23 protein-coding genes are annotated in these 24925 nt (G+C 55.3%); 4 read left to right on the top strand and 19 right to left on the bottom strand.

Annotation, left to right across the window (positions count from 1 at the left end):
• Nucleotides 1–2: 2 nt before the first annotated feature.
• From E0E37_RS13635 to E0E37_RS13590, 10 genes are all read right to left on the bottom strand, one after another.
• Nucleotides 3–1313, bottom strand: coding sequence for an ABC transporter substrate-binding protein (locus E0E37_RS13635; protein ID WP_130863550.1), 1311 nt, complete (start codon nucleotides 1311–1313; stop codon nucleotides 3–5).
• A gap of 72 nt (nucleotides 1314–1385) precedes the next feature.
• Nucleotides 1386–2423, bottom strand: coding sequence for a uroporphyrinogen decarboxylase family protein (locus E0E37_RS13630; RefSeq protein ID WP_130863549.1), 1038 nt, complete (start codon nucleotides 2421–2423; stop codon nucleotides 1386–1388).
• Nucleotides 2424–2477: 54 nt separating this feature from the next.
• The gene (locus E0E37_RS13625; RefSeq protein WP_246019733.1) at nucleotides 2478–3815 is read right to left on the bottom strand and encodes a lipase family alpha/beta hydrolase; all 1338 of its coding nucleotides are present in this window, start codon (nucleotides 3813–3815) and stop codon (nucleotides 2478–2480) included.
• 78 nt (nucleotides 3816–3893) lie between these two features.
• Entirely contained in the window at nucleotides 3894–4730 is an 837-nt protein-coding gene (locus tag E0E37_RS13620) for an RsmE family RNA methyltransferase (RefSeq protein WP_130863548.1), read from the bottom strand.
• A gap of 191 nt (nucleotides 4731–4921) precedes the next feature.
• Nucleotides 4922–5314 carry a DUF2752 domain-containing protein gene (locus E0E37_RS13615; RefSeq protein WP_130863547.1) on the bottom strand — a complete coding sequence of 131 codons (393 nt, stop codon included), beginning with the start codon at nucleotides 5312–5314 and terminating at the stop codon, nucleotides 4922–4924.
• Nucleotides 5308–5685, bottom strand: a complete 378-nt coding sequence (locus E0E37_RS13610) for a DUF4234 domain-containing protein (RefSeq protein WP_130863546.1) — start codon at nucleotides 5683–5685, stop codon at nucleotides 5308–5310. The genes E0E37_RS13615 and E0E37_RS13610 overlap by 7 nt, the downstream gene beginning before the upstream one ends.
• 272 nt (nucleotides 5686–5957) lie before the next feature.
• Entirely contained in the window at nucleotides 5958–7451 is a 1494-nt protein-coding gene (locus tag E0E37_RS13605; RefSeq protein ID WP_130863545.1) for a Na+/H+ antiporter NhaC family protein, read from the bottom strand.
• 115 nt (nucleotides 7452–7566) lie between these two features.
• Nucleotides 7567–8439 carry a succinate--CoA ligase subunit alpha gene (locus E0E37_RS13600; RefSeq protein WP_130863544.1) on the bottom strand — a complete coding sequence of 291 codons (873 nt, stop codon included), beginning with the start codon at nucleotides 8437–8439 and terminating at the stop codon, nucleotides 7567–7569.
• Between the two features lie 2 nt (nucleotides 8440–8441).
• A complete protein-coding gene (locus E0E37_RS13595; protein ID WP_130863543.1) occupies nucleotides 8442–9566 on the bottom strand; it encodes an ATP-grasp domain-containing protein in 1125 nt (374 codons plus the stop codon).
• Nucleotides 9567–9603: 37 nt separating this feature from the next.
• Nucleotides 9604–10428, bottom strand: coding sequence for an enoyl-CoA hydratase/isomerase family protein (locus E0E37_RS13590; RefSeq protein WP_130863542.1), 825 nt, complete (start codon nucleotides 10426–10428; stop codon nucleotides 9604–9606).
• Between the two features lie 309 nt (nucleotides 10429–10737).
• On the opposite strand from E0E37_RS13590, the gene E0E37_RS13585 reads away from it, so the two are divergent.
• Complete coding sequence (locus E0E37_RS13585; RefSeq protein WP_130863541.1) at nucleotides 10738–11691, top strand: LysR family transcriptional regulator; 954 nt, start codon at nucleotides 10738–10740, stop codon at nucleotides 11689–11691.
• 213 nt (nucleotides 11692–11904) lie between these two features.
• On the opposite strand, the gene prmA is transcribed toward E0E37_RS13585, so the two are convergent.
• The 5 genes from prmA to hrcA form a co-directional block, all read right to left on the bottom strand.
• Entirely contained in the window at nucleotides 11905–12879 is a 975-nt protein-coding gene (gene prmA, locus E0E37_RS13580) for a 50S ribosomal protein L11 methyltransferase (protein WP_130863540.1), read from the bottom strand.
• Entirely contained in the window at nucleotides 12876–14018 is a 1143-nt protein-coding gene (gene dnaJ / locus E0E37_RS13575; RefSeq protein ID WP_130863539.1) for a molecular chaperone DnaJ, read from the bottom strand. The genes prmA and dnaJ overlap by 4 nt, the downstream gene beginning before the upstream one ends.
• 162 nt (nucleotides 14019–14180) lie before the next feature.
• On the bottom strand, nucleotides 14181–16052 hold the full coding sequence (dnaK, locus tag E0E37_RS13570; protein ID WP_130863538.1) for a molecular chaperone DnaK: 1872 nt from the start codon (nucleotides 16050–16052) through the stop codon (nucleotides 14181–14183).
• A gap of 22 nt (nucleotides 16053–16074) precedes the next feature.
• A complete protein-coding gene (gene grpE, locus E0E37_RS13565; RefSeq protein WP_130863537.1) occupies nucleotides 16075–16680 on the bottom strand; it encodes a nucleotide exchange factor GrpE in 606 nt (201 codons plus the stop codon).
• Complete coding sequence (hrcA, locus tag E0E37_RS13560; RefSeq protein WP_130863536.1) at nucleotides 16673–17716, bottom strand: heat-inducible transcriptional repressor HrcA; 1044 nt, start codon at nucleotides 17714–17716, stop codon at nucleotides 16673–16675. Before hrcA ends, grpE begins: the two co-directional genes overlap by 8 nt.
• Nucleotides 17717–18051: 335 nt before the next feature.
• Here hrcA and E0E37_RS13555 point away from each other — a divergent pair, with 335 nt between their 5' ends.
• Complete coding sequence (locus E0E37_RS13555; RefSeq protein WP_130863535.1) at nucleotides 18052–18675, top strand: cytidylate kinase-like family protein; 624 nt, start codon at nucleotides 18052–18054, stop codon at nucleotides 18673–18675.
• 316 nt (nucleotides 18676–18991) lie between these two features.
• Here E0E37_RS13555 and E0E37_RS13550 read toward each other — a convergent pair whose 3' ends face one another.
• The gene (locus tag E0E37_RS13550; RefSeq protein ID WP_130863534.1) at nucleotides 18992–19408 is read right to left on the bottom strand and encodes a hypothetical protein; all 417 of its coding nucleotides are present in this window, start codon (nucleotides 19406–19408) and stop codon (nucleotides 18992–18994) included.
• 443 nt (nucleotides 19409–19851) lie between these two features.
• Here E0E37_RS13550 and E0E37_RS13545 point away from each other — a divergent pair, with 443 nt between their 5' ends.
• Nucleotides 19852–20616, top strand: coding sequence for a sigma-70 family RNA polymerase sigma factor (locus E0E37_RS13545; RefSeq protein ID WP_130863533.1), 765 nt, complete (start codon nucleotides 19852–19854; stop codon nucleotides 20614–20616).
• Nucleotides 20613–21464: an anti-sigma factor domain-containing protein gene (locus tag E0E37_RS13540; protein WP_130863532.1), complete on the top strand. Its 852-nt coding sequence runs from the start codon at nucleotides 20613–20615 to the stop codon at nucleotides 21462–21464. Before E0E37_RS13545 ends, E0E37_RS13540 begins: the two co-directional genes overlap by 4 nt.
• A 716-nt stretch (nucleotides 21465–22180) precedes the next feature.
• On the opposite strand, the gene E0E37_RS13535 is transcribed toward E0E37_RS13540, so the two are convergent.
• From E0E37_RS13535 to E0E37_RS13525, 3 genes are all read right to left on the bottom strand, one after another.
• The gene (locus E0E37_RS13535; protein ID WP_165445362.1) at nucleotides 22181–23131 is read right to left on the bottom strand and encodes an ROK family protein; all 951 of its coding nucleotides are present in this window, start codon (nucleotides 23129–23131) and stop codon (nucleotides 22181–22183) included.
• Between the two features lie 338 nt (nucleotides 23132–23469).
• Nucleotides 23470–24411 (bottom strand): cation diffusion facilitator family transporter, encoded by a 942-nt coding sequence (locus E0E37_RS13530; protein ID WP_130863530.1) that lies wholly within the window; start codon nucleotides 24409–24411, stop codon nucleotides 23470–23472.
• Nucleotides 24412–24423: 12 nt separating this feature from the next.
• Nucleotides 24424–24828 (bottom strand): cyclic nucleotide-binding domain-containing protein, encoded by a 405-nt coding sequence (locus E0E37_RS13525; protein ID WP_130863529.1) that lies wholly within the window; start codon nucleotides 24826–24828, stop codon nucleotides 24424–24426.
• Nucleotides 24829–24925 lie beyond the last annotated feature (97 nt).

Genomic DNA, 24925 nt, shown 5'->3' with positions numbered 1-24925 from the left:
TTTTACTTCTGCAGCTTAGCAGCCGCGTCGGCGATAGCGGCCAGCCCTGCGTCCAGCGACAGCTGGCCTTTGGCCATCTGATTCATGACAGCGGCCGTCTCGCTCTCCCAGTTTCCGTACCACTCCGGCGCTCCCTGAGGAAACAGCGGTTCGATGGTGCCAAGGACCTCCGACACCACTTCGCCTCCCGGTATCTTTCCTTCTCCTACCAGCTTGTCGATGACAGCCTGGCTGCTGGGGAAAATTCCGTAATCCACGAAGAAGGATTCCACGAATTCCGGCCGATTGATCCACTTGATAAATTCCGCCGCAGCGCCCTTATGCTCGCTGGCCGCGGGTATTCCCACGCCTTCCAGCAGTCCGTAGGTCCGGCTGACGCCTTCTGCTCCCGGTACCTTGATCACTTCCACTGAATCGGAGATCTGGCTTTTTTCGCTGTTGAAATACTCCGTCACATTTCCGGCCCATCCCGCAATGTCGATGGAACCCTGCCCCAGCTTAAAACGGTCCACCACGTCCATGCCCTGATAGTCCAGAGACGCCGGATCGATCAGGCCCTCGGACAGTCCGGTCATGATCCAGTTCATGGCCCTGTATCCGGCGGAATCCTTCTCCAGAAACAGCGGCTGGTAATTTTCATCGAACAGCTCGCCCCCATAGGATTTGGTCAGCATGAACCAGGGCGTGGTGGTGGCCGCCACTGCGGACAGCGGAAGGGCCACGGGATATTCCTCCACGCCGCTGGCCTTGATCTTCCTGGCCGCCTCCAGTATTTCATCCGCTCCCGCCGGTACTGCTTCGATGCCTGCCGCGGTAAAGTCAGCTTTGTTCACGTAGGTCAGCCGGAAATCGTTGTAGATGGGCACAGCCAGATAATCTTCCCCGTATTTGAAGGTATCCTTTGTCATGCTGTCCGCCCAGAATGCGTCGTCCAGACTGTCGTTGAGCGGGGCGTACCAGCCCGCCGCTCCAAAGTTGCCTACCCAGTCCCAGCTGAATTCAGTCACGTCGGCCGGCGCCTTTCCGCTGGAGCAGGCGGTTACGATCCGATCCCGCAGCGGATCCCAGTCGAGGATCTCCAGATTAACTTTGATACCGGTGGCCTCCTCAAATTCAGGGATCGTGGCTGCGATCCCCTCCTCATACCAGGGCGGAAGCAGCACCGCGATCTCTTCCCCGGCGAACTCCTTTCCCTCCTGCGTTCCACCCGACTCTCCGGAATCGCTTCCACATGCGCCCAGCGCAAAGATCATCAGACCGCACAGCGCTGCCGCGATTCCCCGCTTCCACCCTGCCTGCCATTCATTTTTCATAGCTTTCTCCCTTCCTGTCTCGTCCGCCGCAGTTCCCCGCGGCACTCTCCGGCTTCGCTCCCGCTGCGCCTTCTACCTCTGTTGTCCGCCATCGCCTTTCTTCCACCCGTAAACAGCCTCGGTAAACGCCTGCATGTTTTCCACAGGAGTATCTACCGGGCAGTCGCATCCGAAGGAAGGCATATAATTATCGTACGGCGCCATCTCATTCAGCAGCGTTTCCACCGCAGAGCGCACCTGTTCAGGCGTGCCCTGCAGCATTATCCCCACCGGATCTGTGTTTCCGGCGAGAATAATGTTTCCCGGCGTACGCTCTGCCGCCGCCTTCATGTCCATGATCTGATCAAGACTCAAAACCATGGGCCCCGCGGAGATCATTTCATCCAGATAGGCGTCCACATTTCCGCAGATGTGAAGAGCGGACCAGGCCCGTCCGTTGATATGCCCAAACATGCGCCGAAGGCCGGGCGTGATCCACTTTCTGAACATGGCCGGCGAGAGGATGACCGCCGTCGGTTCCGATATCTGGATCAGAGAGGCGCCTCTGTCGACTGCTTCCGTGATAAATCCGCACAGGATCTCCTCCGTAAGCTCCAGCGCCGCTTCTACCAGCTGAGGTTTTTTCAGCGTAAATTTTGCCAGATCCGTTATGCCCACCAGTTCGCCGGCCAGCGTAAAAGGCCCGGGCACCGCCACCATCTCCGGCTTCGGTATCCGCGACGCGATTTTTTCAATGCTTTCCAGATAGGCGGGCAGCAGCGCCTTCCCGCCTTTTTCCCCGCAGAGATCGAGGCCCTGCTCCCAGGCCCTGCGGAAGTGTTCGATCTGCTCTGCTGTCTTGGCCGGATTTTCCAATACGCTGGGAAAGTCGTGATCCGGCTTCAGCATGTCCAGACCCAGATCGTGCAGAAACACGTAACCGAAATCCACCGGATACGTAAAATCTGTGGAAAACGTCTCTTCGATCCGCAGGGAGATCTCCAGCTGTTTTTCCGGGTCCTCGTAGACCTGAAACATTCTGTACGGCGTCAGCTTCAGCCCAACGCCTCCCATCTGCGGATAGACCGCCCGGCGGCCGCGGCTTCTCAGCCATTCTGATAAATCATTCATCTGTTGTTTTCCTGATCCCTCTCTCTGTTTTAAACTGCCGGAGACCCCGGCGGCCTACAAGCCTCTTTCTTTCAGCCCGGAAACAATGTTGACATAAAACTCTTTTACGTCAAAACCCGCTATGTTTTCCCTCATGAGGTCCACCATGTCCCCGTGGGACACGCCGCGATACCCGGATCCTGTGACCAGACCAAGGAAATTCCCCCATTTGGCGGAATCCGGCGTGACCAGCCCGTCGTTTTCCCCTTCCACAAATTTAACGATAGGATAGGTAAATATCAGAGGAAAACCGAAGCTGAACATGCCCTTCATCTTCGATGTCACGCTCTGATAATAGACGCGGTCGTCATCCCGCACTTCTTCGTTGAATCTGGCGCAGCGGCCGGCGGTGAGATCAAGGACTCCTCCCAGGAAATCAGGCTCCCTGTCGCCCAGCTTCCGGAACACCGCGTTATATTTGTCTGCGATAAAGCGGACCAGCCCCTCCGGAAACAGTTTCAGCAGTCGTTCAGCGAAGACGCAGCCGCGATGCGGCGTGTTGATCGTCGTCAGCGACGCTACGTGCTGCCCCATTCCCAGACGGCTTATGGCGTATCTGGAGTCAAGACCGCCCTTGGAATGCGCGATGATATTGACCTTTTCACAGCCCTCTGCTTCAAGTATTTCCCGAATACGCGCCGCCAATTCCTCCCCGCTTCGGCTCACGGGAGCCGCCGACTGCTGTTCTCCATAAAAGACAGAGGCGCCGTTTCGCATCAGCTCTCCGGGGATCCTTCCCCAGTAATTCAGCAGCTGCCAATCTCTGAAAAAGATGCCGTGGACCAAAAGAATGGGGTATTTCGTACCGCAGACTTCATTTTCCTTTCGCGCCTGATTCAGCTCCTGCCGGGCCATCTCGTAATGGTACTCCCGCCTGACCAGACCGCAGGCCCGGAAAAACAGAAACAGATTCCACACGGGGATCCACCAGGTGAGCAGCAGAAGAAGCCGGGTGACGATCCCCAGCTGAGTGGACGTGAAGATGATCCTTACAAATCCCACGAACATCATAAAAGAGGCCAGCAGCAGCGCCGCCACCCCATTGATCAGAGCCGTCTGCCAGCTCACAGGGATCTTCGCGGCGCCGAAAACTCCCGCGTAGAGCAGCGCCTCGAATACGAAGCACAGAGCGGCCGACAGGATCAGCGTATGCCCGCCCTTCATGACCGCAAGCCGGGCGCCGCTCCCCTTCTCTGTTTCCGGCAGGACCAGACTCACCGCGTAGAATACAAAAAGCGCGGCCATGAGCGCAGCGAAGCCTGCACCGCTCAACGCCGTTCTCTCCCGGAGCAGCGCGCCGTTCATCAGGCACAGATAGAGAAAAATCCGCAGCGCTTTCCACAACACTCTCATGCTTCCTCCTTCACCCCGCATGCAGGCCCGTACATCCCGCCGTTCCGGACGTTCCGGGCGGGCCGCCTTTCCCGGCGTCTACAGTTCCAGCTCGTACATCACCATGGCCAGCGCGGCCATCCCCGCAGTCTCCGTGCGCAGTATGGTGCGTCCCAGCGTGGCGCACTTCGCGCAGCTTGCCTTCAGCTCCGCGGCCTCTTCGTCGGAAAAACCGCCCTCCGGGCCGACGATCAGCGCCACAGAGGGCGCTTTTCTCGGCGGAAGCAGGGAACTTTCATCCTGGGGCTCGCCGTCCCATTCCTCCAGCGCGCTCATTCCTTCCATTGCAGAACTGAGCACCCACTCGGCGCTGAACTCCCGCAGCACCTGCTTGATCGTGGTCCGCTGTTCATTTTCGTAAAGGAACAGCACCAGATCGTAATCATTGCGGATCTCCTCCATCATTTTCTTAAAATCCATGGGCAGATCCACCTGCGGAACGATGCCGCGCCGGCACTGCTTGACCGCCTCCGCGGACACTTTCTGCCAGCGCTCCGCCTTCTTTGCGGCGTTCCCTCTGCTGTCTGTGACTACGCACCGCTTTGTAAAAACAGGGACGATGCGATGGATCCCCAGCTCCACTGTCTTCTGGACGATGGTCTCCATCTTCCCCTGTTTGGGAACGGCCTGGTAAAGCGTTGCCCTGAGGCCAGGCTCCTTGCTGAAGCTCTGTTTGTCGTGTATCTTCCCCACCACGGCCTCCTTCGACACCTGGCTGAGTTCCACACGATATTCATACTCCTCCGAGTCGGACACGTCGATAAAATCTCCCTCCGCCAGGCGCAGTACCTTGACGATATGCCGGATATCCTCCGGATCGGTGATCTCGATCACATCCTCCCCGACATTTTCTTTTGTGACAAAAAAACGAGCCATATTTTCTTTTATCCTTTATCTATATTCCCTGCTCACAGCCGGCGGGGACGAAGGCGGGAACCCGGCCGGCACAGAGATCCGGGCGGTTCCGGCAAGCGTCCCCGGCAACTGAATGCAATCGTTATCGAAATTCCGTAAAAAAAGGATGTCATCAGAGCGACACCCCAGTGCAGGCGCCGTTCGCCTCCCGGTCAGTACGGGTAGAACGGCATGTTTCTCAAAATGCCAAACAGGATCAGGCCCGCGATCAGAGCCCATACAAACGCGTTTTCTCCCCGGGTCAGCATTCTGTTTCCCGTGGCTACATAGCGCACGGTCAGACGCAAAAGCAGCAGAAGCAGCAGCGGAGAGACCGCCATCACAAAGGGATTGTATCTCCATGCGGCGGTTATGTCTCCCACGGCCAGCGCGCGGAGCATCCGCGTGACCCCGCAGCCGGGACAATCCAGTCCCGTGATCAGGTGAAACACGCAGGGGATCCCCGCTCCCTCCTGTGACAGCAGCAATCCCGCCGCTCCGAGCAGCGCCAGCAGCGCGGCCGCGCAGACCGTCTGCCGCAGCCGTTCCCTTTCCCATATTACCATGTCTTCATTCCGCCTGCCGTTCCTTCCATATCGGCGATCTCGTTCAGTTCGTTCTGAAGCAGCGCCCAGGATACGACGGACAGTCCGAACAGCGTCAGCAGCAAATATACGATGCCGCTGTTCTTTGCCGCCAGTCCCCGCATCTGCCGCGCCTCGTCGATCTTTTCTCCGGCCTTGTAACACCAGTAAATGTGATAAATGTTGCAGGTGATAATACTGAAAACGACGACCAGGACTCCCGAGGTCTCATTGGTCCGGCTGCTGGCGCGATTGGTATCGTCTGCCAGGCAGGCCAGCCAGTAGAGGCCGTAGATGCCGCAGGTGATGATGCTGAAGACAATGCAGAGTGCAATGTTGCGTTTTATTATCATGATGATACTTCCCCCCTTCCCCTTCATGCATGTGTTTTTTTGTCAGCCGAAGGTACTTAATAACATATTAAAAAATATCAGATTCGATGCCGTTCGTCAATAAGAAACCGTATTTCCCTCCCTCTGATAAATATATGTATACTGCAAAAATGCTTCCCGAACGCACCTGGGCGCTCTGAGAAGCATTTTTATGCAGGATATCTACTCTTGAGTCTGAGTCCGGCGTTTTATGTGACGGCCGATCCATCGGCTGCTGCGATGGAAAATAACGATCACGCGTTGCCCTTCAGCGCGGCCTGCTCCGCATCGTATTCAGCGAGAGCCTGCCGGATCTGTTCGTCATTCATCTTGTAGATGCCTATGCCGGTGACAGCCAGCAGTATTGCAATGATCGGCGTGAACCAGCAGGTAAAGCAGTACGGGGCGTAGCCGCCGCTCCCCCATACTTCCACGCCGAGAGTGGAAGCGTACAGCAGTCCGGAGGTCCCCCAGGGGATCAGTCCGGCCATGATGGTGGAACCGTCCTCAATGGTACGGGACAAAACTCTGGCGGGCATGCCGTGTTCCAGGAAAGAACGCTTATACATGTCGGGCAGACAGATGGAACTCACATAAGTAATGCCCGACAGAGCAAGCAGAACAAAGCTGGTGCAGAACGCCGCAGCCATCAGAGGACCTCTGCCCCGGATGCGGGAGGTGACCGGCCTCATGGCTGTGTCCATGAACCCTGCGCCGCTGAGCACCGACGTGTAAGCGTACCCGCAGAAAATAATGATGACGATGCTGGCCATGGAAGTGATGCCGCCGCGGACCAGCAGTTTCTGCACCATGGCAGACGCCGTCGCCACATCCAGTCCGGGTACCATGTCCATCTTAAAACCGCTGTACGCAGCCAGAACGCCGTTTTGCAGCGAAAAGCCCTGATAAAAAACACCGATGAGAACAGCGACGAAAGAAGCTGCAAGCATAGTGGGCACAGGCGGTTTTTTGGTGACAGCGCCGGCGACGATGACAAGGAACGGCAGGATCAGCAGCAGGTTCCAGGAGAACATGCCGTCGAGGGTCCCCATCATATCCAGCGCCTCCTGAGGCAGTCCAGATCCCGCCACCTTTTCCATGCCGCCCAGAATAAAGAAGCCGACCAGGGCCAGCAGACTGGCGGGAGTGGTGGTCCACATCATGGATCCGATATGCTGGTACAGCGTACAGCCGGCGCACAGCGGAGCCAGATTTGTAGTATCGGACAGCGGAGAGATCTTGTCGCCGAAGGTGGCGCCGCAGACGATGGCGGCAGCGGTCATGGGCAGTGAGACGCCCAGACCGGAAGCGATGCCGATGCAGGCTACGCCGGCGGTGCCTGCGGATCCCCAGGACGTGCCGGTCACCGTAGAGAAGATCGCGCACAGAACAAAGGACATGGGAATGACCAGCTCCGGTTTGATGAGCTGGACTCCATAGCGGATGACCATGGGAATGGCGCCGCAGAACATAAACGTTCCGATCACCGTGCCGATGGTCCAGATGATCAGGATCGTGGCCAGCGTCCTGGACAGTCTGGTGCAGATAAATTCTTCGATATCCTTGTAGGTATAACCCAGGGACATGGCAAGAATACTGACGCAGACGGCAGAACAGATCAGCATGATATCGACTTTCAGGTTCATGGCGATATAGCCGACGCCAACGAAGAGGACAAGGATGCCGATCGCCCCCAGTGAAAGGGCGAAGGATGGTTCTTTGCGAGTTTTGGTTTCGTTGTTTTCCATTGATTCTTTCCTCCTTCCGTAAAGGTTTCGGACACTGCTCTTAATCTTTGGCGAGCGGATATCCGGCCAGAAAAAGAGATCAGACTGGCCGGCTGTCCATCCGCTCTATCCGGATTTAAAAGTCGAGCTTATTCAGTTCCTGCGGGATCTCGTCGATGGCGTTCACCGCGTGTACGCCCGCCGCGCGCAGAGCCGCAGTTTTGGCGTCCGCCGTGTCGGCGGTCCCGTTGACGATAGCCCCAGCGTGACCCATCTTTTTCTTGGCCGGAGCGCAGTGCCCTGCAATATAGGCCACCACCGGTTTATCCATCTCGCGGATGATCTCGATAGCGTCGATCTCATCGGTGCCGCCCACCTCACCCAGCATGACCACCGCTTTGGTCTCTGGATCATTTTTGAATGCGGCCATGGCTTCGCAGCAGGAAGTCCCCAGGACCGGATCGCCTCCGATACAGATGATCGTGGAAAAACCAAATCCCGCGTCCGCGATCAGATTGATCACCTCATAACTCAGACTTCCGCTCTTGGACAGCAGACCCACGCTGCCCTCTTTCAGCGGAAGGTAATTCTCATTCAGCTCGCCGGCAGACGCTTTCCCGGGAGAAACGATGCCCGCCGAGTTGGGCCCGATCAGCGTGACTCCGGAAAGTTTAGCGTACTGTACCATTTCCAGCGTCTCATGCACCGGCACGCGGTCGGTATAACACCAGATCGTCTTGATCCCGGCGTCGATGGCTTCAAAGACGGCCCCCTTCATAAACGGAGCCGCCACCACGATCACGGAGGTGTTTGCGTTCAGCGCGCTCACAGCTGTCTCCACATCATCGTAAACAGGTTTTCCGAATACTTCCTGACCGCCCTTTCCCGGCGTCACGCCTCCCACAAAGTTGGGATAGTGCTGCGCCATGCGCTCGGCAAAGATGCGTCCGATCCGGCCGGTGATTCCCTGAATGATGACGCGGGATGACTTGTCTATATAAATCGCCATAGTTACGCCTCCTCCTTCAAGTACTCCATGATCTTATCCACGGCGGCCTCCAGAGAATCTGTCACAAAAATACCCGTATCCTCCAGATTTCTTCTGCCTTCCTCCGCCATACGGCCCGCCAGACGGGCCACCACGGGCACGGTCCGGTCCGCATCCCCGAAGGCGCGCTTCAGAGTCCGGCTCTCGTAATCCATCCGCCCGGCCTGGAAGTAAACGTTCAAAAAGATCACTTTAGGCTTCAGATCCAGAATCGTTCGGATCACTCCGGCAAGTTCCCGGGACAGCTCGTCATCCGACGTGTCGGAGGCGATGGTTCCTCTATCCACCAGACAGCGCAGCGTTCCGCCGCGGCTGATGATGCAGTCGCCGGAGGCCATCGCCGCCCCTGCGCCGCCCGCATAGACGGCCACGTCGCCGTCCATCTCCACGGCGTTGGCGCCCACAGATGCAAACAGCTCCTCAAAGGGCGTCTGGCTGGCCGTGTTTTCCCCGGCGTCCTTATCGCTCTCCGCGGCCACCCAGTCGTCCAATATGACCTTCGCGTCGAGAGCCACCGCTTCGCCGGCTGCCGTGACCACCAGAGGATTGACCTCCAGCAGATTCATCTTTTTCTCCATGAACAGCGCAAACAGCTTTTCGACCACCTCGGCTATCTGATCCCGGCTGTCCAGCTCAAAAGGCGCCAGCAGGTTTCGTACCATGTACGGCTGCAGCCCGATCAGCGGATTGACGGTCACCGTCTTGATCTTATCCGCGTTATTTTCGATCTCCACGCCGCCAAAGCCGCTGAACATCATGGCGATGGCCTTGCTCCTGCGGTCGATGGAAATGCTGAAATAATACTCCCTGGCGATCTCGACCCGCTCTTCGATCAGAACTTTTCTGGCCAGATGTCCCTTGACAGGCGTCTTCAGAAAATAAGATACCAGTTCTCTGGCTTCCTCTGCGTTTTCACACATGCGGATCGCCCCGGCCTTGCCCCGGCCTCCGATCTGTATCTGCGGCTTTACCACGCCGCCTTTTTCCAGCTGCGGAACCTCATCCGGCGAGGAGACCAGGACGCTCTGGGGGACCCTGACGCCGTGGGAGGCAAACAGTGCTTTACCCTGATATTCAAACAAATTCATCTCATAACCTCACTGTTGCTTTCTCTGCAGAAATACCTCAGTCTCCGATCCCCGCCTTGCCGGCGAAGTAATCGTCGCGCCACTTCAGGGCCGCCTTCACGCCCTTCTCCGCGGAAATGCGGCTGAATTCTTCGATCTCAGGCGTTTTGAAAAAGCGGAAATACATCGTGTAATCAAGCCACGTATCCAAACCGGAACGCAGGCCCATGATCTCAAACTGCTTGTTGATGCCCCACTTCTGCACCGCTACGATCTCGGGCGGCATTTTGATCAGCTTGTCGGCCAGAGCTTCAACATAGCTCTCCAGCTCTTCCAGCGGAACGGACTTGGTGATCAGCCCGCAGGCCTCCGCCTCTTTGCCGTTTACCTTTTCGCCGGTCAGCATCAGTTCTTTTCCCTTGCGCAGGCCGGTCAGCCAGGGAACCATCAGATACACGGAAGCAGCGCCGAACTGGATCTGCGGCTCGCCGATCTGGCAGTCGTCGGAAGAGATCACGTAGTCGGCAGGCATCATCAGTTCGCAGCCGCCGCCCAGACAGTAGCCCTGGATCTGACAGATGACCGGTTTGCCCATCTCCCACATCTTCCAGCGGGCGGCGTTGCTGCCGTCGCGGAAACCGGCCCGCTCTTCCAGCGGGGTCTCGACCAGATTCATTTCAGCGTTGATGTCATAACCGGCGGAGAACGCCCTTCCGGCGCCCTTTAAAATGACCACCCGAATATTCTCATCCCCGTCCGCGTCCTTGAGATGCTCCAACACGTCGGAATACATTTGGCCGTCGAGAGCATTCAGCTTCTCGGGTTTATTCAAGATGATGTAGGCCTTGTAGCCTTTCTTTTCATACAAAACATTACTGCCCATAATGACACTCCTTTACTTGTCTCAAACTTTATCTCTCAGGAACTTTAACGGTCAGCGTCATGACTGCTTATCATCAGGATAACCTGGGTCTATCCCTAAGTCAAATAAACGTATTTTGCTTCATTTATCAAGAAAACTAATAAACGAACAGTGTCTCATAGAATTTAACGATAATAACTGTTGAAATTTGGCACAAAACCAAATATAATATTTGAATAGAAGCGCTATCCTTAAGCATTGCTAGTCTTTATTTATAAAATATATAAATTGATACCAGAGAAAATCAGGCAGAATAAGGAGGATGTTTCCATGACTTTTGACGATCTGAACACATTTATAACGCTGGCGCAGAGTAAAAGTTTCAGCCGCACGGCGGACCTCCTGTATACGTCGCAGCCAACGATCAGCTTTCGCATCAAGAACATGGAGGCACAGATCGGCCGCCCCCTTATCAAGCGCACCACAAAACACATTGAGCTCACCCCCGCCGGTCAGGATTTTCTCAACTACGCGGTGCAGATCAAGCAGCTCTATCAGGAAGGCCTGCAGGCCGTGGGAGTAAACGGTTTCAACTACAAGGTAGGCATCGGCGCTCCGGAGTCCTTCTGGAAAAACATCCTCTTTCCCGCTTTAGAATCTTATTTCCTCAGTCACAAGGAGATCTCTTTTAAAATCTTCGCCGATCATTCCTGGGTGCTGAATCACATGTTCATCGAAGGGGATCTGGACGTGGGGATCAGTTTTATCCCGGTCCGCCACCCCAACGTGATCTTTGAGCCTCTGATGAAAAATCCCTACGTACTGGTAGCCCACAAGAATTTGGCGATCCCCGGCCATCGGCTCACGCCCGGAAACCTGAGCCAGTTTCCGCTGATCTACTGCTATTGGGGCGAGACCTTTGACGAATGGTTCAAGGCCACCTACTGCGTCCGCTCCCACTTCATCGAGGTCGAAAAGACCTGGCTGTTCCTGCGGCTTTTACGCAACAAAATGGGCGTGGGTTTTCTGCCGCTGCGCATCGCCCAGCACTACCTTCGGAAAGGGGAATTTGTGCTGCTGGATTTTGATCATTCCGACACCCTTCCTCTGGAGGAAAATTATATCATCTACAATCGCAGGCAGATCCACCGCATTCAGCCCATCGTAGACGAAATAAAGCGGTACGTCGATATCAACGACCTGAATTTCGCCCATCTGTCCGTTGAAGATTTCCTCACCGATCAAAAGTGGACCACGGACGCTTCCGGCGGTCAGACCCCGTAATCGAGATCAATTTTTTTCTCCGTCTTTCAGTCTCTGGTACGGCAAAAGCACAAAAAAAGGTGAAAAACTGCCAGGTAAGCGTTTTTCACCTTTTTATTTGAAGATGGCAGATCAGCAACAGAGCGCCGCTCAACGCCCCTCAGGGCTGTTTTCGTCTGGCGGTCTGGCTGAGCCGCTGCGCATGATCGGACAAGCGAAGCGCGGCAGCCGTTCTCACAGAGCGGCTGCCACGGCGCACCATTCGCCTTCCTCCAGGATCTCAAGGATCCGAAAACCGCAGTCCCGGATCGCGCGGACCACCTGTTCCTGTTTTTCGATGAGGATGCCTGAAGAGATATAGATGGATCTTCCCCGCAGGTGCTTTGCCACGTCGGCAGACAACATCATGACCAGGTCCGCCATCAGATTGGCAGCCACGATATCCGCTTTCAGATCCAGACCTTTGGTCAGATCGCCCTGCAGGACTTCCACCCTGTCCGCCAGTCCGTTGCGCTCCACGTTTTCCCTGGCCACATCCACCGCTACGGGGTCGATCTCGACGCCCACAGTCTTTTTGACCCCCAGAAGAGCCGATGCGATGGACAGGATCCCTGATCCGCAGCCCACGTCCAGCACCACATCGTCCGGAGATTCAATATACTTTTCCAGCAGTTTTACGCAGAGACTGGTGGTGGGATGGGTGCCCGTGCCAAAAGCCATTCCGGGATCGATCTCGATGACCAGCTCGTCCCCTTTCTTTTCATAGGCTTCCCACGTAGGTTTTACCACGATCCGGTCGGAGATCCTGGCCGGCTTGAAATAGGCCTTCCAGTTATCCTTCCATTCACTGTCGTCCGCCCCGCGGAAGATCAGCTCAAAGGACGCGTCCCGCGGAAGGCCCCAGTCGCCCTCCATTTCCCCGGCTCCACCGGCCTTCCCACAGGCCGCCATGGCCTTCAGCCGGTCCAGCAGGCCGCGGCCCTCTTCATCGTCGTCCAGATAGAAGGTGACGCCCGCCTTTTCCTCTCTCAGGCGAAGCACATCCTCCGATACGTAATCCCAGTCATACTCGTGCTCTTTATTTAACAATTCATCCACGTCCCCGGGATCGGAAACAACAAAACCCGCTATCCCCATGTCCATGAGGACACAGGTCAGCGGGTCAATGTTATTCGGTTCCGTGTGAATCGTCACTTCGATATATTTCACTTGAACAGCTCCTTCATCGCTTCTCCGAAACTCTTTTTCTTCGCATAGCTATCCTGGCTCAGAGATTCCCCCAGCTCCTGGATCTGCTTTTTCTGCTTTGCCGAAAGTTTGGTGGGCACCTCCAGATTCACCTTTACGTACAGGTCTCCCGGTTTTCCCGAGCGAAGGCCCTTGATCCCTTTGCCCTTCAGGCGGAACACCGTCTCAGGCTGCGTCCCCGCGGGGATCTTGTACTGCACTTTCTCCGACAGCGTCGGCACCACCAGCTCGTCTCCCAGCGCGGCCTGAGTAAAGGTAATGGGCATCTCGATCCACAGATCGTTTCCCTTCCGCTTAAACAGCTTGTGGGGCTTCACGTTCATCACCAGATACAGATCTCCGTTGGGGCCGCCGTTGCTGCCCGGCTCTCCCTGACCTCTGATGGTGATGACCGAGTCGTTGTCCACGCCCGCCGGTATGTCTACGGCGATGGTCACGGTCTTCCTCACCTGGCCGCTGCCGGAACATTTCGCACAGGGCTTCTCAATGATCTGACCCGTCCCCCCGCAGCGGTCGCAGGGTCTTGAGGTGGCGAACTGCCCGAAGGGAGTCCGCTGTACGCTCTGCACCTGTCCTGATCCGTTGCAGACCGGGCACGTTTTCTTTGAGGTTCCCGCTTCCGCTCCGCTGCCGTGACACTCGTCGCAGACCACGTTTTTGGTCAGTTTGATCTCTTTTTTTACGCCGAACGCCGCTTCTTCAAAAGATATGTCCACATGCTTCTGCAGATCCTGTCCTTTTCGCGGACCGTTTCTTCTTCCCTGAGAGAAGCCGCCGAAACCGCCTCCGCCGAACAGATCGCTGAAGATGTCTTCAAAACCGCCGAAGCCGCCTCCGCTGAAACCGCCTCCGCCGCCAAAGCCCGCATTGGGATCCACGCCCGCATGACCAAAGCGGTCGTATTTATCCTTCTTCTCCGGATCGGAAAGGATGGAATACGCCTCGTTGACTTCCTTGAACTTCTCCTCAGCCTCCTTATCCCCGGGATTTCTGTCCGGATGATACTGCATGGCTTTCTTGCGGAAGGCGGACTTGATCTCCGATTCGCTGGCGCCTTTCTTTATCCCAAGGACTTCGTAATAGTCTCTTTTCTCTGCCATTCTTCATTCCCCCGACTGTGCGCTGATTTCCGGTTCAGGGCGGTCTGCCCTCCGGGATCCGCGCATATTATTTATTCTGCATTCATTTCCACAGCTTCTCCATTTTAACGGGTAAAGCACTCCCCGTCAAGAGAAGTGCTTAAGCCCGTTACCTATTCGGCTTTATTTTTCATCATCTACGACTTCGTAGTCCGCGTCTACTACGTTGTCTCCCGAGGGACCGGACTGCTGCTGCGCGCCGGCGCCCGGATCAAAGCCGGCTCCCGCACCTCCGTCTCCTGCGGCGCTCTGAGCCTGCTGGGCCTGCTCGTAGAGCTTTGTGGACAGAGTGTGGAATTCACTGGTCAGCGCTTCCGTCTTCGCCTTGATGTCCTCTGTATCGTTGCCTTCCAGCGCCTTGGACAGGGCTTCCTTCGCCGCGTTGACTTTCGCCACCTCGTCCGCGGAGAGTTTGCCGTCCAGCTCCTTCAGGCTCTTTTCCGTTTCATATACCAGCGTCTCCGCTTTGTTTCTGGTCTCGATGCTCTCCTTCTTCTGCTTATCCGCTTCCGCAAACTGCTCCGCTTCCTTGATCTTCTGCTGGATCTCGTCATCCGACAGCTTGCTGGAAGAAGAAATGGTGATCTTCTGTTCTTTGCCTGTGCCCAGGTCCTTGGCGCTGACGTTTACGATGCCGTTGGCGTCAATATCGAAGGTCACCTCGATCTGCGGAATACCGCGGGGAGCGGCCGGGATACCGGACAGCTGGAATCTTCCCAGGGTAATATTGTCCGCCGCCATCTCTCTCTCTCCCTGCAGCACGTGGATGTCAACAGCTGTCTGATTGTCCGCAGCGGTGGAGAAGATCTGACTCTTCTTGGTGGGGATAGTGGTATTTCTCTCGATCAGTCTGGTGGACACGCCGCCCAGAGTCTCGATGGACAGGGACAGCGGCGTGACGTCCAGAAGCAGTACGTCCTTGACCTCTCCGGTCAGCACGCCGGCCTGAATGGAAGCTCCGATAGCCACGCACTCGTCGGGGTTAATGCCCTTGAAGGGCTCTTTTCCGGTGATCTTTTTTACCGCATCCTGAACGGCCGGGATTCTGGTAGAACCTCCTACCAGGATCACTTTATCCAGATCGGACATGGTGACGCCGGCGTCTGCCATCGCCTTCTTCATCGGTTCGATGGTTCTGTTCACCAGATCGGAGGTGAGCTGATCGAACTTGGCTCTGGTCAGATCCATGTTCAGGTGCAGCGGACCGTCGGCGTTGACCGTGATGAACGGCAGATTGATGTTCGTGGTCTGGGAAGAGGAAAGTTCCTTCTTCGCCTTCTCCGCCGCTTCCTTCAGTCTCTGCAGCGCCATTTTATCTTTTCTCAGATCCACGCCGTTTTCTTTGGCGAAACTGTCTGCGATCCAGTTCATAACAACATTGTCAAAATCGTCGCCGCCCAGTCTGGTGTCTCCGTTGGTGGCCAGGACCTCGAACACGCCGTCGCCCAGTTCCAGAATGGACACGTCGAAAGTGCCTCCGCCCAGGTCATATACCAGGATCTTGTGGTGAGCGTTGTCTTTGTCCAGGCCGTAGGCCAGCGCAGCGGCCGTCGGCTCGTTGATGATACGCTTTACATCCAGGCCCGCGATCTTTCCCGCGTCTTTCGTCGCCTGCTTCTGGCTGTCGGAGAAGTAAGCCGGTACGGTGATGACCGCCTCCGTCACCTTCTCGCCCAGATAACTTTCCGCGTCGGCCTTCAGCTTGGAAAGGATCATTGCGGAAATATCCTGCGGCGTATACTGCTTGCCGTCGATCTCCACTTTATAATCGGAACCCATGTGGGTCTTGATGGAAGATATGGTTCTGTCCGGGTTCGTGATAGCCTGTCTTTTTGCGGTCTCTCCTACCAGACGCTCCCCGTTCTTCGCGAATCCCACCACGGACGGAGTGGTTCTGTTTCCCTCCGCGTTGGCGATCACTGTCGGCTCGCCGCCCTCCAGAACGGCCACGCACGAATTTGTTGTTCCCAAGTCTATACCAATAACTTTGCTCATTTTATGTTCCTCCTTCTATACACTACTCAGCTACCTTTACCATAGCCGGTCTGATTACTTTTCCGTTAAGTAAATATCCCTTCTGCAATACCTGTGTCACTTTGCCGCTCTCGAACTCTACGGAATTCTCCGTCATAACGGCGTGGTGGAAATTCGGATCGAATTCCTCCCCCTGTGCTTTGATCTCTTCTACCTTGTTCTTTTCCAGTACCCCCTTCAGCTGCTTGAAGATCATGCTCATCCCTTCCGCCATACTGTCGTCGGCGCAGTTCCCCTGATGAGCGATGGCCCTCTCAAAGTTGTCTATCACATCAAGCAAGTCCGTCACGATCTTTTCGTTGGCGTATGCATAAATGTCGCTCTTTTCCTTTTCCGTCCGCCGTTTGTAGTTCTGAAAATCCGCCGCCAGCCGAAGATACTGGTTCTTCAGATCCTCATCCTCTTTTTCAGACTCTTTCTCCTCCGGCTGCGATGCTTCCCGATCCTCCGCCCGCTCTCCGGAATCTGCAGCATCGGCCGTTTCATCGGCTTTCTTTTCCTGTTCCTTTTCCGCCGCGGTATCCCCGTTCATCCCATCCCCGGACGACGCCCCGTCTTTCAGGACTTCGTCCTTCTCCTTATCACTCATCTTCTTCTCCTCCCGTTAAACGAAATGCACTGCTCAGATTTTCGGTCATGTATTTGATCACCGAAGTGACTTCGTCATACTTCATTCTTGTGGGACCGATAACGCCCAGCTTACCCACCAGCTTGCCGTTGATGCGGTAATCCGCCGTTACCAGACTGCAGTCCCGCATGATCTCATCCGAATTTTCATCCCCGATGGTGATGATGACTCCATTCTCCCGATTGACGAGGACATCCGTGAAATGCTTCTTCTGGTTCACCATTTCAAGAAACATTTTTGCCCGTTCAATGTCATTATACTCAGGTATGGAAAATATATTTGTAAGCCCTTCCAGATAAAGATCCACATTCAGCATATTCTCCAGCGTGGACATGAAGTTCGGCATAATACTGGCCGCCAGCCTGCTCATGGCTTCAATATCCGTCTCGAAGTTTCGGATAATGTCCACCGTCAGAATATCGCTCAGCGCTTTTCCTTTATAATTGTAGGTCATGACCTTCGACAGCAGCTGCAGATTTTCTTCCGTGTAAGGAACGGACAACTTCAGAGCCGTGTTGGAGACCTTACCGTCCTCCGCCACGATCATCAGCACCACCGTGCGCTCATCCACCGGGAGCAGATTGATGTATTTCAGCCTGTTCTGATCCTGCTTTGGCGTGATGGCAAAAGAGGTCAGACTGGTGATCTCCGACAGCAGCATGGCCGCGTGTTCGATGGTGCGGTTCAGCTCCGCCACGTTAGCCGCCAGCTTCACCGCGATCTCTGCTTTCTCCTGCTCGGGAAGCTCATAATTTCTCATCATATTGTCGACGTACAGCCGATACGCTTTATCGGAAGGCACACGCCCCGCCGAAGTATGGGGATGGGTCAGATACCCCAGTTCCTCCAGATCCGCCATCTCATTGCGGATGGTAGCGGGACTGATTCCCATATCGTATTTCTTTGACAGCGTTCTGGACCCTACGGGTTCCGCGGTATGGATGAAGTCGGCCACGATAGCGTGCAGTATTTTCAGTTTTCTTTCACTTAAGCTCATTACCCGGCCTCCTTTCTTTTACCCTTTGTTAGCACTCTTTAATCATGAGTGCTAACAACAATTTAAATTTACCACCCGCCTATACGAATGTCAATACCATTTCAAAAACTTTTCGGAAAGTCCTGTAATGTTTTGTATACTATTTTAAAATGAAGAACATTTTTTCCCTTGACAATTCTCTCTAAAATTAGGAAAATAAAATTATCTATAAATTCTTTTCCGTTTTTTGCGCGGGGACGGCAGATACGCCGTTATCACAGACGGCGGCGCAGCCTGTTCCCAAAAACAGCCGGGAACGGAAGGAGAGTTTATAGCATCGAAAGGAGATGTTCGTTATGGATAAAAAAGTAATTGTGACTATTGCCAGAGAATTCGGCAGCGGAGGCAGAGAGATCGGCCAGAAACTGGCGAAAAAGCTGAACGCTGCCTTTTACGACAAGGAGCTGATCACGCTGGCCGCCAAGGAAAGCGGGATCGACGAGGACCTCTTTGCCAACGCAGACGAGAAGCCTACCAACCCATTCTGGTCTTCTCTGGCCTTCAATGTGGGTACCTTCGGAAACCGGATCCCCACCATGAACGACATGCCCATGAACGACCGCCTGTTCCTCATACAATCCAACGTGATCAAGAAAGTCGCGTCAGAAGGCTCCTGCGTCATCGTCGGTCGATGTGCGGACTACATTCTTGACAAAGAGCCTGGCGCAGTACATATCTTCATACATTCCAATGACGAGGATAAACTCGACCGCATCATCCATTCCTACGGCGTTCCGGAAGAAGCGGCGAAGGACGTCATGAAAAAAACCGACAAACGCCGGGCCGCCTACTACGACTATTATGTGGGTGAAAAATGGGGTCAGATCGACCATTATGATCTGGCGGTGGACAGCAGCTTTCTGGGGATCGACAAGACCGTGGATCTCATCTATCAATTTATCGAACTGAAGCAGGCCTAAACGAAGGCTGCGCCCGGGCGAGCGGGCGCTCTCCCAAGGCTGAACGTCAAAAGACGCACCGCGGAAACTCTCTTCCCGGTGCGTCTTTCCTGTTGCCCGTCTTCAGCTGCATGGTGATCCCCGTTCCGGCTCCAGCTCCGGCGGTCCTATGGACGGTACGGCGGTCCGATCTGCCCCGTCCGCCCCATTCGCCACGCCGGAGTTCTATGGGCCGCGCCGGCGGTCATCCGCCCAGTCCGCCCCATTCGTCACGCCGGGGTCCTATGGGCCGCGCCGGCGGTCATCCGCCCCTTACGCCATGCCGGCGGCCAAATTTCTAGTGGTGTCCGCCGCGGGGATGTCCGCCCCCATGACCACTTCCATGACCACTTCCGTGGCCGCTGCCTTGACCCGCAACCCAGTTCCTGCTCGCTGTCCCCTGATGGCAGCCGCCGCAGGCGGAGCCGTCGGCTCCGGTGTGTCCGTCATAACAGCTGCCATCATGCAGATGGGCGCCGTCCTGCGTGCAGTCTCCCAGCATGCAGGCTCTGTGGTCGTGTCCGTCTCCGATCCAGTGTCCAGCATACGACACGCCGCTGTGGCTGTGCGTTCCGCTGACGCTGCAGTCCTCCGCGCCGCAGAGAGGCAGAGATGACGGCGTCGTGCCGCCGGCGGCAAAGGAAGCGGTGGTCATGGTCAGGACAAGCGCCGCAGTCACAGCCGCGGCGGCAGATAAAATACGTTTTGATTTCATTTGATCGATCCCCATTTCTTTCATTGTAATCCTTTTGTTTTATCTATCTGCTATCAGAATACGAACAGGTCCGGGAATATCGTAGGGTTTTGCACAAATAAAAAAAATTGCAGGATCCTCCCTTTTATTTTGTTTACACCCTATGAAACACTGCTCCTGATCCGTATCTTTCTAATATCGTGTAATTTTCAGCTATTCAAATCGGCCTGGTATGTGATCAGGGGCCGCCTGGCCGCCTGACGCGATCCGGCACATCTGACACGATTTCTGCACTAACGCGCGCCGCCCCACGAAAAAGCGTCCGGCGGCCAAAAACATGACACAGACAAACAAGAGCGGCTGATCCATTCTTCGCCGGAGCTCTTTTGCATCGTTGGCCGAAACATGGTAAAATACAGCGAAACGATGTCAAACATACTACATCAGAAAGGAGGTGCGGAGCCATGTGCGAATCCTGTGAGCAAAAGGGGGCGGCCCGTCCCGCGGTCCCGGCAGAGGATTCTGAAACAGACAGTCTGGAAAAACGGGTGGAGATGGCCCGGCGCGACGAGACCGCTTTGAACCGGTTGATCGCCGATTACCTTCCGTTCATAAAGAAACAGGCCGCATCCCTTCAGCTGACTTCCCTTGAATTTGAAGACGCTCAGAGCATCGCCATGATAGTATTCACCAACTGCGTCCTGCAGTATGAGGCGGGCCGAGGCGGTTTTCTGTCCTTCGCCCGCACCTGCATCCGCAACCGTCTGATCGATGAAGCGCGCAAAACCGCCAAAAATACCGTATCCCTTTCCTTTTCTGCAAACGGCGGCGAAATGGAGACGGATCCCGTCGAAGTCTCCGCCTCCCTCCTTCAATATGACAGAGACCGGGAGCGCCGGCAGCTCTGCGAAGAGATCGACGAATTCTCAGAGCGGCTGAGTCCATTCGGCATAGTGTTTTCCGACCTTCCGCGCATCTGTCCAAAACAGAAAAAAGCCCGGATGCTGTGCGTGGCCGTCGCTGACTATATATCCCGAAACGCAGACCACCGGCGAAAACTGATGGGAACGTGCCGGCTGGCCCAAAACGAGCTTGCGGAACATTTCCACCTGTCCGTTAAAACCATAGAAAAACATCGGAAATACATAGTGACTCTGGCGGTTCTGCGCATGGGGGACTACCCCTGTATTCAGGCGTTCCTGCCAATGGCGGAGGAGGTGACTCGATGAAGAAAACAGGCATCATACTTGAAATAAAGAACGGCAAAGCCACGATCATGAAAAGCGGCGGAGAATTTATCTCCCTCCCTGCACTGCCCCAGTGGCAAAAAGGGGATACCGTGTCTTTCCGCGAAAAGACGCCGGCATTTGGCCGCCGATCTCTCGCCGCGGCCGCCTGCGTGCTCTTCTTCCTCTCCCTCTCATCGGTGGGCTATGGTCTCTGGAATACGCCGGTCTCACTGGTCAGTCTCGATATAAACCCATCCATCGAGCTGCAGATCAACCGTTTTGACCGCGTCATCTCCTGCCGCGCTTACAACCGTGAGGCGCAGGTGATCGTGGAGGACAGCGCCGTAAGCGGCCACAGTCTTGACCGCGCCCTCACGTCCCTGTTTTCCGGCGGGCTGGAAAGCTATCTTCGAAGCAGTCCCTACATCACCTACTCCGTGCAGGCGAAAAACCGATCGGAGGAAAAGGATCTGATCTCGGTTCTGAAGCAGTCCACCGACGCGCTGCTCTCCCGGTACCCGGAGACCGAACGAGCGACGGTCGACATCTATCCTGTAAGCGAGGAAACCGTTTCAAGCGCCCACAGCCATCATCTGACAGCCGGTAAATATATGACGATCCTTCAGCTTCAGGAAGTCCTTCCGGAGGCTCAGGTCGAAGAATACGCTCACTGCAGCATCAGCGAGATCCATCAGGAGATCGAGAAATGTTCGGGCCACAACAGCCAGGGCTCCGGAGCCGCCGGCAGCTCCCACCAGGGACACGGCCACGACTCCCGATCCGAAACGGAGAATGGCGGCACCCAGGAGCGTGAACAGAAACATGCCCACGGCGGAGACCACGACTGATCCGCCATAGGCTGTCAGCCTGCAGGCGACGGCTGATCCGCCGCACCGCAGGTCGGGCGGCCCGGGTTTACTGCTGCTGCAGGCCGAGCGTCGGAGAATCCCCAGCAATGCAGATCTGCATGCGCATCGGCCTGCATCGCAGTCTAACAGCCCGGGTCCGCCAGCACCGCAGACTTGGCGGCCTGGAGCCCCGGCAGCACATGCCAGGGCATGGAGCGGCCGAGCCGCTTGTAAAACTTTGGCCAAGAACAGATTCTAAAATATCCCTTTCATTCCTTTGAAAAAATTCCGGATCCTTTCCAGAGATCCGAATAGGTGAAAAGTGCAAAAAAAAATCCTTTTCACCTATTTTATCATGAAAAAGATCGAGAATATCCAGAATATTACACGGAAATAGGTGAGAAACTTAGAAAAAATCGTTTTTCACCTATTTTTTCAGCCGTTTTCGGTGTTTTCAGTAAAAAATCTCAGTTTTCACCCATGCGTCAATGAGACCATACACCCCTGTGCCGTGCATTGATGCCTCCAGCCGGGAAGCATCAATGTTTATAGAAATTCCTGGATACATCTGAAGGCCCCAGGACGCCAGCGCGTATGGTCCCCGGTTCCCAGATGCATCACTCACAGCCGGCAACGGACACCAGCCCGCGTCCAACACAAGCCTTCGCCGATGCCAGCCACAAACAAAGCCGCCGTAAAAAACGGCGGCCATATTTTTAATCCTGATTTCGGATCAGGTTTGCTGCTCCGATGATCCCGGCCTCATTGCCCAGTTTGGCCGGCATTACCTTGTGGGCGAAGTGGAAGAAGGATTTCTCTTCTACCTGCCGTCTCAGCGGTCGGAAAAGAAAATCGCCCGCCAGACTGACCCCGCCGCCCAGCGCGATGACTTCCGGATCCAGAAGCGACGCGATGGAAGTGATAGCTGAGCTGAGGTGCTCCACATAGTCGTCAAAGATGTCCTGAGCGACCGCGTCGCCTTTCTTTGCACAGTCGATGACCAGTTTCGCCGACACGCGTTCCATGCTCCCCCTGGCCGCCTTATAGATCAGACTGAGCGGATATTCCACGATGGCCTTTCGTCCCTGACGCACCAGCCATGTACCGGCGCAGTAAGCCTCCACACAGCCTTTTTTGCCGCAGCTGCATCTATCTCCGCCGTGGACCAGTATCATGTGTCCCAGCTCCACTCCATGTTCCATGCCGCCGTTGAACATACGGCCGTTCAGGATCAGTCCTCCTCCCACGCCGGTTCCCAGCGTAAGGAGCACAGCGGTGCGGCAGCCCTGAAATACTCCGGCATGCAGCTCCGCCAGCGCCGCCACATTGGCGTCATTTCCCAGGAAAACCGGAGTCCGTGGAAAATGCTTTTCCATTTCCCTTTTCATAGGTATATTGTGAAAGTGCAGATTGTGAGCATTGATGATCGTTTCGCCCGCAGCGTCCAGATCCCCAGGTATGGCGATGCCCACAGATCCAAAGGACGCGGCAGGAACAGATAACTCCTCCGCCATGCTCTCTGTCATTTCCGCCATGATCGCAGCCACCTTCTGATAGGATCTGCCTGTGGGAAAAGGCTGCCGGCGCTGGGCGACGATCTGATTTTTTTCGTTCACCACGCCCACCTTTATGTTCGTCCCTCCCACGTCAAAACCTACATTTAACATAACCCTCTCCTCTTTTCGGTTGAATTGTTTTCGTTCACAGTTCCACAGTTTTATTGTGTCCCCGTTTGCGGAAGGTAGCCAGAAAAAGATCATGTTATCGGATCTTCAGGCGGCTATTGGCATGACCTTGGCAGATGCTCCAGAGACCGTCGATACAGCCCCTGTAGATCCCGGACCAGCGCCGGCATTGCCCACTGTTGATCCTGAGCCAGCCGCCGGCATTGCTCACTGCGGATCCTGAGCCAGCCGCCGGCATAACCCTCTGCGGATCCTCCAGCAGCCACCAGCCGGCCGCCGGCACGACTCTGATGGATCCCCGGCCGCCGCCTCCGTCCCCGCTAGTCGATCTCGGGCAGCAGCTCCAGATACACGTCGTTGAATTCCTCGATCAGCGCATCCTCCACCGCCTGCTGGATCTCCGACCATTTTCTGATGGAGAGTTCTTCGCTCTTGGGCGTCAGATAGATCGCCACCCAGAATTTTCGGCCCATGCGCACGATGTCGTAGCTGGCCTCTGAAAACTGATCCCGAAAGTGTTCCCGGGCCATGACCTCTGAGGATATCTCCTTTATGCGGTCAACTACTTCCTGTTCCGGAGCAAGGAGAAGCAGCTCCCGCATGCCCGTTATCACCATCTTTACCGGCCGCGGAAGGATGAACACCGTCAGCACGATGGCTACGATCTGATCCAGATACGGGCTCACCTGATCCAGAGTCGTCCCCGCTGTGAACGCGGGAAGCAAAAATGCAAGGCCCATTCCCCCGCTGGCGATGGCGTCGATCTCCCAGGAATTGATCTCTGCTCTCACCAGAGGCGACTGGCTTTTTTCATTCCATTTTTTCAGCAGCATGGTGACGAAGATGCCGACCACAGCCGCAAACAGTTCAAAGTACGCTACCAGTGAAAAATCTACGTGACGGCCGCCAGACAGCATGATCTGAATGTTGTTGGTGACCAGTCCCACCGTGATGGCGATCAGCATAAAACCTTTGATCATGATAAACCAGGTCTCCACTGCTGAATAGCCGAAGGGACGTTTCTCTGTCAGCGGCTTATATAAAAGCGGTACGATGAGGAGCGAGACCACTGTGGTGATCAGCTCCGCCCCATCGAAGGCCGTGTCCATGAGGACCGCCTGGGACTGGGAAAAGATCGCAACGATCAGTTCCAGTATAACGAAAAAGATGCCGCCCCACATGGATACCTGCAGCGCCCGCTCTTCGATCTGTATTATTTTTTTCTGTTTCTTCAGCTTTTTTTGCGCTTCCTGCGCAGTCATGGGAAAGTCCTCCTAAATACTCTTGAGATTTTCCAGATTTTTTAAAAGCTGCTTGTGAAACGCGCATTCGAAGTTACATATCTTCATGAGCCGGATCCAGCGCATGAAAAGGATGCGGCAGTCGGTCTTCGCCGTGACGCGGCCCGGCGACTGCACCGATTTTCCGCTCTCATAAGGTATGGGGATCAGCTTTGACGTGTCGATATTGACGACCTTATCCCCATCCTCCATCTGCGCGATCCCTGAGACGATCATACCTTCAAAATACACGTCCTCCCCTTTTTCGAAGATCACCTCGCCGGCGCGGTATTCTTTTACGTTGCCGTCGACGCACTTCATTACCCAGGCCAGATCTTTTTTATTTCCGATCCCCTGAAACAGGGGCATGGCAAGCAGCAAATCCAGATATTTTTCCATTTTTCCTGTCTATTCTCCTTTTCACTCGAAACACGGCCTTCCGGGGCCGCCCCTATACTCTTTGTCCTTTGTTCCCCTTGTTCCTACGTTTTTCCGC

Source organism: Bacilliculturomica massiliensis, assembly GCF_900605495.1.
Lineage (GTDB): Bacteria > Bacillota > Clostridia > Peptostreptococcales > Anaerovoracaceae > Bacilliculturomica > Bacilliculturomica massiliensis.
The sequence above is the reverse complement of the archived record's forward strand: the minus strand, read 5'-3'. Positions and strand labels throughout refer to the sequence as shown.